Annotated in this window: 12 protein-coding genes, 1 tRNA gene and 1 pseudogene; 7 read left to right on the top strand and 7 right to left on the bottom strand. The window is 63.8% G+C overall.

Features of this window, described 5'->3' with window-relative positions; translation table 11 throughout:
* Both rpl10e and ACSC1W_RS20855 read right to left on the bottom strand, forming a co-directional pair.
* Positions 1-111 (bottom strand): annotated as a pseudogene (gene rpl10e / locus ACSC1W_RS20860) (50S ribosomal protein L16); the annotation flags it as partial.
* 64 nt (positions 112-175) lie between these two features.
* Positions 176-1,144, bottom strand: a complete 969-nt coding sequence (locus ACSC1W_RS20855) for an ABC transporter permease (RefSeq protein ID WP_435349773.1) — start codon at positions 1,142-1,144, stop codon at positions 176-178.
* A 126-nt stretch (positions 1,145-1,270) separates the two neighbouring features.
* Here ACSC1W_RS20855 and ACSC1W_RS20850 point away from each other — a divergent pair, with 126 nt between their 5' ends.
* The gene (locus ACSC1W_RS20850; protein ID WP_435349772.1) at positions 1,271-2,539 is read left to right on the top strand and encodes an ABC transporter permease; all 1,269 of its coding nucleotides are present in this window, start codon (positions 1,271-1,273) and stop codon (positions 2,537-2,539) included.
* Between the two features lie 3 nt (positions 2,540-2,542).
* Here ACSC1W_RS20850 and ACSC1W_RS20845 read toward each other — a convergent pair whose 3' ends face one another.
* Entirely contained in the window at positions 2,543-2,809 is a 267-nt protein-coding gene (locus ACSC1W_RS20845) for a hypothetical protein (protein WP_435349771.1), read from the bottom strand.
* Positions 2,810-2,968: 159 nt separating this feature from the next.
* On the opposite strand from ACSC1W_RS20845, the gene ACSC1W_RS20840 reads away from it, so the two are divergent.
* Positions 2,969-3,142 (top strand): hypothetical protein, encoded by a 174-nt coding sequence (locus tag ACSC1W_RS20840; RefSeq protein ID WP_435349770.1) that lies wholly within the window; start codon positions 2,969-2,971, stop codon positions 3,140-3,142.
* Between the two features lie 265 nt (positions 3,143-3,407).
* Here ACSC1W_RS20840 and ACSC1W_RS20835 read toward each other — a convergent pair whose 3' ends face one another.
* Positions 3,408-4,154, bottom strand: coding sequence for a hypothetical protein (locus ACSC1W_RS20835; RefSeq protein WP_435349769.1), 747 nt, complete (start codon positions 4,152-4,154; stop codon positions 3,408-3,410).
* Positions 4,155-4,328: 174 nt separating this feature from the next.
* On the opposite strand from ACSC1W_RS20835, the gene ACSC1W_RS20830 reads away from it, so the two are divergent.
* Positions 4,329-4,619 carry a hypothetical protein gene (locus ACSC1W_RS20830; protein WP_435349768.1) on the top strand — a complete coding sequence of 97 codons (291 nt, stop codon included), beginning with the start codon at positions 4,329-4,331 and terminating at the stop codon, positions 4,617-4,619.
* Positions 4,620-4,762: 143 nt separating this feature from the next.
* On the opposite strand, the gene ACSC1W_RS20825 is transcribed toward ACSC1W_RS20830, so the two are convergent.
* Positions 4,763-5,305: a hypothetical protein gene (locus tag ACSC1W_RS20825; protein ID WP_435349767.1), complete on the bottom strand. Its 543-nt coding sequence runs from the start codon at positions 5,303-5,305 to the stop codon at positions 4,763-4,765.
* A 408-nt stretch (positions 5,306-5,713) separates the two neighbouring features.
* Between ACSC1W_RS20825 and ACSC1W_RS20820 the strand changes: the two genes are divergently transcribed.
* From ACSC1W_RS20820 to ACSC1W_RS20805, 4 genes are all read left to right on the top strand, one after another.
* Complete coding sequence (locus tag ACSC1W_RS20820) at positions 5,714-5,845, top strand: hypothetical protein (RefSeq protein ID WP_435349766.1); 132 nt, start codon at positions 5,714-5,716, stop codon at positions 5,843-5,845.
* Positions 5,846-6,025: 180 nt separating this feature from the next.
* Positions 6,026-6,135: transfer RNA gene (locus ACSC1W_RS20815), tRNA-Glu, on the top strand.
* Between the two features lie 158 nt (positions 6,136-6,293).
* Complete coding sequence (locus tag ACSC1W_RS20810) at positions 6,294-7,100, top strand: class I SAM-dependent methyltransferase (protein WP_435349765.1); 807 nt, start codon at positions 6,294-6,296, stop codon at positions 7,098-7,100.
* A gap of 852 nt (positions 7,101-7,952) precedes the next feature.
* A complete protein-coding gene (locus ACSC1W_RS20805) occupies positions 7,953-8,303 on the top strand; it encodes a DUF7344 domain-containing protein (RefSeq protein WP_435349764.1) in 351 nt (116 codons plus the stop codon).
* Between the two features lie 123 nt (positions 8,304-8,426).
* On the opposite strand, the gene ACSC1W_RS20800 is transcribed toward ACSC1W_RS20805, so the two are convergent.
* Together ACSC1W_RS20800 and ACSC1W_RS20795 are read right to left on the bottom strand one after the other, a co-directional pair.
* Complete coding sequence (locus ACSC1W_RS20800) at positions 8,427-8,684, bottom strand: HalOD1 output domain-containing protein (protein WP_435349763.1); 258 nt, start codon at positions 8,682-8,684, stop codon at positions 8,427-8,429.
* Positions 8,685-9,105: 421 nt separating this feature from the next.
* The coding region (locus tag ACSC1W_RS20795; protein WP_435349762.1) for a hypothetical protein at positions 9,106-11,142 on the bottom strand (2,037 nt) is incomplete at its 5' end.

Here is an 11,142-nt window from a genome sequence, read left to right as displayed (position 1 = left end):
GCCCATCTTGTGCTGTGCGATCTTCGAACCGGGGATGCCGGTGATGTACTCACGTCGCGTGTACGCGGGTTTGGAGATCTCCCGGTACATCGACGCCGGTTTGTCGGACATGGGTATTATGGAAGACTCACAGCCACGCCGGTAAAGAACCTGTCCTTTCGCCGTGCTTTCCGGCCTACTCGGCCTCGGTGCGGGGGTCCAGCCAGGTGTAGACCACGTCCTGAAAGAAGTTGCCCGCGATGCCGACGTAGGCGACGACCATCGTCGTCCCGAGGATGAGTGGCATGTCGCGGTCGGAGATGGCCTGCAGGCCGAGGGCCCCGAGTCCGGGGATGTTGAAGACGAACTCGATTACGTACACCTGGACGACCAGCGTGCTGACGAGGTCCGCGACGAAGAGCGATAGCAACGGGAGCGCCGCGTTTCGGAGGACGTGACGGAGCACGCGCACGTCGCTCGCACCCTTCGCACGAACGAGCGTGACGAACTCCTCCCCGAAGTACTGGGCGGCCTCCGCCCGGACGTAGCGCAACTGGCCGGCGGCGAGCGTCGTCGTCAACACGGCGGCCGGAACCAGGTAGGGGACGAGCGTTCCAGGGTCGGTCAGCGACACGCCCCTGGAGAACCCGAGGGGAATCCAGCCGAACTCCTCGACCGCCGCGAGCAAGACGACTTCCGCGAGGAAGAAGTTCGGGATGCCGAGACCGACGTACCCGACCGAGGACACGGCACTCGCCAGGCGCGAGTGGGGGTTGAGAGCCGCGTAGGACCCGACGACCAGCGCGACGGCGAAGGAGGCGACGACGGCGGGCACGACGTACGCCAGCGTGACTGGAATCGTCTCCGCGAGGAGGTCGGTCACTGGGGGGCCACCACCTCCGAACTGGCCGACCGACCGACCCCAGTCGAGCGTCGTCACGTCGACGAGCCACGAGAGGTAGCGTTCGTGGAGCGGGTCGTTCAGGTTCTTCGCCTCCCGGACGGCGTTGATGGCCCCGACCTGGTCCGTGGTCTTGCTCCGACTCAACCAGCCCAGGTTGGGGTCCGGCATCGTCGCGACGACGGCGAACGCGACGGTCATGACCGCGTAGGCAGACGCGACCGCGACCACGAACCGGCGGGCGAGGAAGCCGGCACGGCTCACGACCGGCCACCCGTCCGTCGCCTCGTTCGTGGAGTCATCGTTTGGGAATAGACGAACGTACTGTTATAGCAGACGGTTGTTCAAGTGACCGTTTGACATACTGGTAGAGTTTTAGGAGGGTCGGTCGTGGATACGGGACGTGCGAGCATCGAACGACCGAACGAGTCCGGTTCACGGGTCGGTGACGACATGAGGGAGACCGGCCAGACGTTCGAGGACGTGGACTGGGACGCACTCGCCGGCGGTCGGACCCGACCGGGCACGCGGACCCTCGCGTACGCCATCGGCGTAGGACTCGTCGCCCTCACGTACCTGTACGACGTCTTCGTCGTCGGGTCGCGGCCGACGTTCATCGCCGTCGGTCCGACCGTCGACCTGGGGGTCTTCCTCGTGACGCCGATGACGTGGGACCTGACCCGGCTCGACTGGCTGTTCGTCCTCTCGCTCCTGACCTTCGCCTGTTACGTCGTCTGGCCGCTGGCCGTGGACGAGACGCTCCGGAGGCGTATCTGGCTCGAACTCCGGGCACGGCCGGTCGCACTGGTGAGCCTCTGCTACCTCCTCGTCGTCTTCCTCGTCGGCCTGTTCGGACCGTTCCTCTGGTCGCCGTCGGTCAACCTAAGTCACTCTCACCAGCCACCGGTCTTCTTCAGCGGGCCCCCCCAGCACGCGTCTCCATGTGTCGGGCCCGAGACCCGGACCAGCTGCTACGGGACGATGCAGTACCCGCTCGGTACGGACCCCTTCGGGTACGACATGTGGGACCTGCTCGTCTCCGGCGCTCACGTCGCCGTCAAGGTGTCGCTCATCACGGCGACGATAATCGTCCCCGTCGCGACGCTCGTCGGGAGCGTCGCGGGGTACGTCGGCGACCGCGTCGACTCGGCGCTGATGGGCTACGTCGACGTCCAGCAGACCGTTCCGGCGTTCGTCGCCTACATCGTACTCTCGTACTGGGGGCGGTCGCTGTTCCTGTTCGTGCTGGTGTTCGGCCTGCTGTCGTGGGGCGGTCTGGCCCGCCTCGTGCGCTCGGAGGCGGTCCAGCGCCGACAGGCGGGCTACGTGCGGGCCGCAAAGAGCGCCGGCGCGTCCGACCTCTCCATCCTCGGTCGACACGTCGTCCCGAACGTCTCGAACGCCGTCCTCACCGGCCTCACCCGGAAGGTTCCGGTCATCATCCTCGTCGAGGCCGCGATCTCCTACATGAACCTGAACGACATCATGGTGGTCTCGTGGGGCGAGACCATCGCCAGCGGGCTGCACGGGTCGTTCGCGTACTTCCCCGAGGTGTGGTGGCCGGTCGTCTTCCCGGTCGTCGCACTGACGGGGACGGTGGTCGCCTGTTCCATCGTGGGCGACGCGCTCCGGGACGCCCTCGACCCCCGGACCGAGTGACAGCTATTCGCCCGTGTTCGACTGCGCGTCCGTGGCCTGCGTCTGGGTCGGCCGGTCGCCGGCATCGGACGGGCCCCTGAACGAGTGCCACAGCCACAGTGCCGCGACGAGGGCGACGCCGAAGGCGACCAGTTGGACCAGCTCGTTCCATCCGTCAGGGCCTGCGTCGGCGTACGAACCCGACGCCTGATAGTGGACGAGGATAGCGAGCAGGAACGTGGCGGTGATGAGCCACCGCCGGATAGAGTGAAGGAGTTCGTCGGTATCCATCGTGTTCGCGTTTCGACCGAGCCGGTATGAATCTTGTTCTGACAGATGGCCGGGGGTGACGTCCATACCGTGTCGGACTGCGTGTGGCACGCACCGTGGGTCACGGACTGGCCGACCAGACAGAAAGCATTTACCAGAACTCCGACCACTTCCAGTGGCATGGTACACTGCCCCGAATGTGACGGAGAGATAACCGACGAAACGGACGTCGAGTTCGTCGACCTCGACGCGAAGATGGGGGGACTGTTCAGGTCCTCCAAGCGATTCTACGTCGTCGCTTGCAACGACTGCGGCGCGGCGATCGGCAGCGGCGTCGCGGGCGGGGGCGGGTGACGACGTAGAACGGCCGCGACAGACCACGGGACGCCGTATCACCACCCGACTCCAGACTCCTCCGGACGACATCCGACGCGTAATCCTCTACGACCACGACCGCCCCGGTGCGGATTGCCTCGACCAGCCCTCGAAGGTGGTCGCCGAGCAGTTCTGTCGTCGTCTCCGTCGTTATCGTCGCTGTTCCGGTCACGGTAGCGCAGTCGAAACTCCCTTCGTCGGGCGAACGTGGGGAGGAGATTGGCGTCGAGAGGTCTGTCCCCCTTCAGTCTCGTTCTTCCGCACGACGTGACAGAACCATCGCGATAGGGACGAGCCCCACCCCCATCAGCAGATATCGATATCCGTCGTACCGGAGGAAGTCGGGGCCGCCATCGGCGTACCTCTCGCTGGTTACGACTACAGTGTAGTACGAATCGTTCTGTCGATATACGTTACCGAGATTGTCCTCGCCGAGGTCTTCGAACGTGGTCACGGCGTCGCCGGTGATGGCGACACGGAACTCTACTCCACGGTCCCCCCATCCGTCGAAGTCGGGCACCGGACGCGAGTAGTCAGAGATGTTCAGGAGAGCGGATTCGGCCAGGACGGTCCGGGGGGTGACCCGTTCGACGTCGTGCATCACGTGTACATCTTCTGCCGTCTCGTTCCGGGTGTGAGTCCGTCTGTAGTACGCATCGCCGATACGCACGAAATCGGGTTGTATATCATGTAGATAGTATCGTGTGTCCGCTACCGGTCCGTGATCCACCAGATACGCGTCGAAGGCACAGGCGCGAGGCTGTTCGGTGAAACCATGGCGAAGCTGGCAGCCGACGGCGTTGAGGCTGTTCTCCTCCGCGAACTCGGTCTCGGATGCGCCGGAATACGAGAGGGTCCCGTCCTCGACGAGGATCTCGGACCGGTCGTACGTGTACTGGACTTCTCCCTCGTGAGGAAACAACCAGAAGGGGTTCGTCAGCAGGAGCACGCCGATGACGACGAGGACGACCGCTTGTCTCTGCGGGGACATCCGGGGGAACTTTCTCGTCTGTAAACATAAATCTGCAGGTGCGATACACCCCTTCCCCCAGGTGATGGATTTCAGCGCGGGACGGGCTGTCGGTGGTCGTGCTAACTGACCACCGCAATCGTCCGAGAACGCCCGTCCAGAAGACATATGTCAACGCCACTGGATACAGGCGACGTGCGAACGAGACCGCTCACGACCGCGATGCTCCTCCTCACCGGGAGCGTCTTCGCCTACTCGGCGTGGAGTAACGCCCTCTCGATTCTACACCCACCCTACTGGGCGTGTCAGTATATCGGCCAGACCGTCCATCTCACCCGGGACGGGACACTGGAGTACGCCGGTACGTGTGGCGTGTACCCGTACACCTACCCAGTCCTCGTCGGTGCCAGCGTCGTGGCGTCGGGGTCACTTGCGTGGGGCGGTTGGCGCGTCTGGAAGGACACGGTGGACGCCCTGCGCACGTGATGCGTTCACAGTCCGTACTGACCGACGCTGCAGCATGACCCACCACCGCGCCGGCATCCGGCGCCGAGGCGGTCAGAGAGCGGGTCTTCAGACGCCATCGTGCATCTGGGTACGGCACGAACCGTCGTCTATGGCGGTTCGAACTACCGAAACCCGCGTGGGTCGAGGCCAGTAGTGTTGTAGGCGTCGGTGACCCAGTCGGTGGCGTCGTCGATGTCGATCTCTCGGAGGTGTGCTTTCGGGTGCTGGAGTGGGCTGGGTTCGTCGTGAGCGTCGATGTCGATGGATTCGCCGTCGGTGGTCCAGCCGCGGACGTGGAGCTGGCGGTGGGGGTACTCGCGGCCGGGGCTGTAGTAGTAGCGTCGGGTGTTGAGGTCCTCGCCCCTGTAGTGGTACGAGAGAAGCCAGCCGGGTTCGTAGGACTGCTTGCCGAGGGTGGTTCGGACCTCCGCGAGGGTGCCGTGGACGGTGCCCATGTGCTCCGCCGGGGGTTTCGGCGACGTGAAGAAGCGCCGGTGGGCGATGTAGCCGAGTCGGCGAAGTGCACGCCAGGGCAGGCTTGCGAGTGGGAACCGGCCGGTACGGCGGTACCGGTGGGCGACGCCCACGGTGGTGGCGATGGCAGTCGCGAGCGTTACCGTGAGGTCGGGACGAGCGAGCAGCCAGTCGACGAAATTTGTGAACATGGCGCCGATTAATATTGGTCGGAGGTGGTGTTGTCGTTTTGGGTGGTCGAGCTGGGTCGACGCGTCGCAACCTGACACGGGCTGTGGCGTACGGTGAGGAGCCCTCCAGGCGCTCGCCAGGCGACTGTTCACAGCGACCGTCGTCGAGACGCGAGTACGGCGACCTGGCCCAGTCGAACCAACCGACCGACACGGCGGCCTCCACGAACTCCTCGACAGGTATGCCGAGCGCGTCGTCACCTGTGAGGCGTGCGGTCGAACCGCGAACCTTCAGACAGGCCGCCAGCTCGTACTTCGCCCCGACCACGACGGCACCCCACGGGTGTGCGACGACTGCTACAACGACACCGACGACTGACGCGAGTGTCCGGGGTACTTTTACAGTCCAACATCCCGTCACTATCGGTTGTGACCCCGCAACTCACACCCGAGAGCAAAACCCAGACAGCCGTGTTAATCGCGATTCTCGCGTTGTTTCCAGTGGTCGTCGTTGTATCCCTCTTCCTTTTCGAGAAAACCGTCGGCCTCCCACGGTTCTGACCCCCGGCGTACAACACCGAACCCACGCAGGATTGCTGGGCGAGCACACCAACAGCAGCTAGGCGCTACGTCTCCGTGCTGAAGCGCCAGATTACTGGAGAAACCAGGGCCTGTTCTGTCGCCGGTCGCTGGATAACAATGTGCTCTGTCTGCCACGTTACGGCCGTGGTCGGGGTCCGTGGTAGGGTTGCTCGGTGGCAAGAGCACCGTCGCTTTCGTAGCTTGGGCTGGCTCTAGCGACGGGGACCTCCGTCTGGAGGTCTCGTGCGGTTCAAATCCCACCCCTACCGTCCCCTACCTCCGAGCACAGAAGCCGGGACCAGGAACGCCGACCCGACTAGCCGTGAGTCGCTCTCATTGGGCGGACGCATCCCCTCGGTCCACATATTGACAGCTAAGCTACAAAACGGTACGCTAACTAAGGAATCTCAGTGTCTTTTCAGAGGGAATGGCCAGCCCTCCAGCCCTTGAGAACCTCGAAAACGCGGTCGCGTACTCCAGCGCGGACGCCATCGAGACGTACCGGGAGAACGCGGCGACCACCGGACTGTTCGAGCCGGAACGCGACATCCTCGACCGGTACTTCACGACCCGCGGCGCTCGCGTCCTCGACGTCGGCTGTGGGGCCGGTCGAACCACCGTCGAACTCGACAAGCGAGGCTTCGACGTCACCGGCGTCGACTGCAGTCGCGAGATGATTCGTGCCGCCCAGGAACTCTTCCCAGGTGTGAACGTGGCGGTCGCCGACGCCACCGACCTGCCGTTTCCCAACAACTCGTTCCCCTACGTCCTGTATTCGTACTGTGGAGTCGACTACATCTACCCAGCGGACCAACGACTGGAGGCACTCCTGGAGATCAATCGGGTGCTCGAACCCGGTGGCATCTTCGCGTTCAGCACCCACAACTGCCTGTACAACCTCCCGGCACTCGTCGACGACTGGAAGCACTTGCGGAACCTCTACATCGAGAACGGCAACCTCCGCCGGCTCTTCGACCAGTACAAGATTGACGGCCGGGAGTACGCCGTGACGACGTACATTTCGAGTCCGCGCCGCCAGCACCGCCAGCTCGAATGCTGTGGGTTCGAATACGTCGAGTACGTCGGCAAGCGGGAGTCGCCACTACAGTACCTCGAACGCCGGCCGTACTACGTCGCCCGGAAACCAGAATACGCGGACGACACCACGCCGAACACAGAGAGCCAGTTCTCCAGAGGCATCGACGAAGTACCCCCCAGCGAGTCTACCGGGTGACTGGCGACCGGGACGGCCGTACCGTACTCATCAGTATCGCACTCACACACGCGGTATAGGCTCCCATACAGCCATGGGAGCCCGTCAGGGGTTTGAAACGAGCTGGTAACAATACTGGTGGCTCTCGATTAGCAAGTGCGGTAGGAAGCTCCGAAACCAACCAACTCAGTAGGACTCGAACCTGAATCTGCGTGGCACAAAACGGCCGAGACTACCCGGCTCGGTCGTCCTGTCCTCTTCCTACCGTTCCCATCGCTCCAACACAGCCGGCCGAGAGCCGTTGCTGACGCGTCCACGTGACCCTCGCTTCGCTTCCCGACCACGGCGAGCGCTCCCCTCCGCGTTGAATTCACGGACTGCAGCCGGGTGGCGCGTGCTCGTAGAAAGGGGCTGCTCCTTGCAGTTACCCGGTAACAAGGTGTGTGCTGTCTGAACGTACAGCCGCGGTAGGGAATCCACACACAGTCCACACCACCACCACCACCACGACCGCTGAAGATGGCTTGCTCGCCCCTTCGCTGGGCTTCAGTGGCGTGTCGCTGTGACCGGCACCCTCCTACCGCCTTCTGACTGGAGCGTTCGTCTCGGGTCGCGTCAGTCGAGTCCGTAGAGAGACGTACGCGCTTCCCAGGGTCTACTCTGATCTTTTCAGCCGTGCCCTCGAAGGACCGTCCACGAACCAGGAGTAAGCGCCGAGTGCTTGATTATACCAACCAATCTCGGAGAAATCGCTCCAGATGTTCAATACTGAACCACAATTCCCGACCACGGTTCGTATCCGAGTCGCATTTCGAAAATTCCCCCTATTATGTTTGGCGGTGTGTTTACCCGGTGGTACTCCCTAGCCGTGGCATGGACAGTTCCGCAACGGAAACAGATGCCTTCGCCACGTTGGCTGACCCACGCCGCCGGTACGTACTCTACTACCTCCACCAGCACGACGCGCCGGTTGGCCTCAACGCCCTCGCCACCCAGGTCGCGGCCTGGAGCGGCGATACCGCACCAGAGGCCGTCGAACAGACCACTGTCGACCGGGTCCGCACGGAACTGTACCACGCTCACCTTCCGAAGCTCGAAGCACTCGGAGTCATCACCTACCGAGACGACGCGAGGGAGGTCGGTCTCGCCGATAACACCGAGATGCTGCAACCGTACCTGGAGTCAGCGCGCCAGTCGGAACTCGCGGTCGACACACCGGAGTGACGTCCACGGGGTCGACCGAATCGACCGGAGTCACGTGGGAGCTTCAACAACAGTAATTCGCGCCGTCTTATTCTCCACCGCCGCAAGAACCGCTCGTCGAAAAACCCCGGCTGGACAACAGCTCTATTCAGCGAGGTCGATCTGTCGGTCGCCGTCGACGGTCACCGTGTATCCTTCGTATTCGAACGTGAGTTGCAGTCCCTGGTTCGAGTTGTCGAAGAGTCGGTCGAGTGCATCCGGGTCGACCGACTCGATGATCGGGTCGAGAGAGAGCGGGTCGACGTCTTTCGCCTGCGCGACCGCCTCGACGATCTGGGTAGAGAGCTCTACCGATGGTTGTGTTTGTGGGTTCCGCTGCAGCATGTGATTGAGTATGCCCATTATTCCACCAATCTGTGGAGACCGATGAAGCGGGTAAAAGCTACTGCCACCGTTCAAACGGTTTCGTGTACTGAACAGTGCCAGGTTGCGGTGTAATGGTTATCTGGTTGTTGCTTCGCCCGGGTGGCGCTGGGTTGGACAATACTGTCTCGCCGGGTGTTCCGACCGGAGTCGATGTGGAAGTAACGACGGCGGGTGTTCGCAGTAACCGGACTCGTCCTCGAGAAGCAGGCGTGTAACTATTGCGGTGGGGAGGAGTGCTCATGAACGCGGTTGTGTGGACTCCCCGAACCGAGGGTGAGGCTGCCCTACCGGTGGTCCCCCTATCCACTGACGGAGGACCCCCTCGGTGGGAATCCAGGAGTCATCACTCCCCCTTGCCACCACACTCTACTTTACTTTACTTGGACCTGGTCACCGCTCACGACCGCTGCATGAGCGCCCCAACCGTCGACTGGAGGTCCGCAACCGTCTCACTGATGTCGTCCCGACTCCCCAGCTGGAGGCGCACGCCGGTCGGGGTGTTGTCGAGACTCCACACCTCGAGGGGCGTGCCGGCGGGGACGGCGTCCAGTGTGAGCGCATCCACCAGCGACACCCGCGTGTCGACGTCGACGACGTCCACGCTCGCCGTCCACAACGGACGTTTGAGTTCGTCGACGACCCGATACGCAAACGTCTCACACGCCCGCTCACTCGTGAGCTCAGGGACCCGCCGCGTGATCGCCGTCCCCGGGTCGCCACTGTAGGAATCCGTCTCGTAGCTGCCGGTGATCTTGTACCGGTACTCGACATCGACGGTCTCGCCGTCCCCGATCGCGCCGGTCGCGAGTGCCGTCACCTCGCCGGTCGCCCAGTCCAGCGTGTAGTCCGCGCCGTGGTCGTACTCCATGCTCGTGCTCTGGTCGATGACGCGCTCACTCCCCGCAATCACCGGCGCGTTCCCCAGCGCGACGCCGGTCCCATGACTGGCCGTGATCGAGGTCGAGGCTTCCCGGCCGACGCCTTCGATGGTTGCCTTCAGTACCTGGCTCGAGTGTTTTTCGACCGTGTACGCGCTCGTGGGGAGTGACACACTCGACTGGCGGAGGCCGGGCCGGGTGAGCTCGATGACCTGCTCGCCAGTACTGTCGTGTTCGACGGTCCAGATGAGGTCGTGCGCACTCGCGATGTCCGCGAGCACGTCCCGGAGGCGGCCCGAGTATCGCTGTCTGGCGATGACCGGGATGTCCTTGCCGTCGATGGTGACCTCGACGGCCTCCAGGCTCGTGGTCTGATAGCTCGTCTGGGGTGTTGCTGTCGACCGCGTCCCGTGCCCGCTCCAGGTCGCCCGGAGCTGGATACTCTCACTAGCGTCCGGGAACGACCCCGACAGAGTCTGCGTGTTCGACGCCGAGACGGGATAGGTTGCGCCGGAGTCATTCGAGAGTTCGAGCTGCTGGCCCCCTGCCGTCGACGTCCAGGACGTCGTTGCACTCGCGCCGACCACCGCCAGCGCCGTCCCCGCCGACGCGGTCGTCCGCGACACCACGGGGTAGTGTTCCGGTCCATCGAGATACCCACTCGAGCCGCCGTTGTCGTCGTCGAGGGTGTAGTTGTAGCGGCCATCAAGTGGCGCGATGACGTCGACGAACAACTCGCCTGTCGACCCGGTCGCCTCCACCGTGAGTGTGTGCGTGCCGGGTGGCAGGTCACCGCCATCGTACCCGGTCCCACCGAGTGGGCTGTTCGCCATGTCACGCCAGCCGAGACTGATGTCACCGCCTGTGTTGGTGAGGTCCTCGAGTTCGTCAGTACCGCCACCGTCGATGGCAAGCGTGAACGTGTGACTGCAGAACTCGCCCCCCGAGAAGTTCCCGTACCGAACCCAGATCTCGACATCGTCGGCTGGGATGGTGTGCTCTGTCGTGAAGTCCCACTCCAGCGTCTCCCCACTCGAACTGATATAGCCCGCCTCACCGTCGGAGAAGGCACTGTCAGTCGTCTGCAACCCAGACCCGGTGCTCCGGTCGTAGGCCTCGCCTTCGGTCGTCCAGCACGTCTGGGCGAGTTCGATGCCTGACGCGGTCTGCTGGAATGGGTCGGTGGCGCCACCAGTGCCGAACAGTGATTCGAGCCCGCTCGGCGTTGCCTCGTCGACGAGCGTGACGCTCGTCGCCCCGCCCGGGTCGGGGTCGTCCGCGTTCACCCCGAGGGTCGTGTTCGCGGTGACGAGGTCGACGAACGCATCCACCGCTGGCTGGGAGGCGTACTGGGCGGTGACGTTCTGGTCGAGCTCGCTCGCCCCACGACCGACGAGCACGGTCTGCCCAGGGTCGATTTCTTGGAGGTGTGCCCGGGGGTGCTGGAGTGGGCTGGGTTCGTCGTGGGCGTCGACGTCGACCGTGTCTGTGCTGGGGTTGCTCCAGGCGCGGATGTGGAGCTGGCGGTGTGGGTACTCCCGGCCGGGCGCGTAGTA

The organism is Haloarchaeobius marinus (assembly GCF_051207415.1).
Lineage (GTDB): Archaea > Halobacteriota > Halobacteria > Halobacteriales > Natrialbaceae > Haloarchaeobius.
Note: the sequence above shows the minus strand (reverse complement) of the source record. Positions and strands in the feature narration are given on the sequence as shown.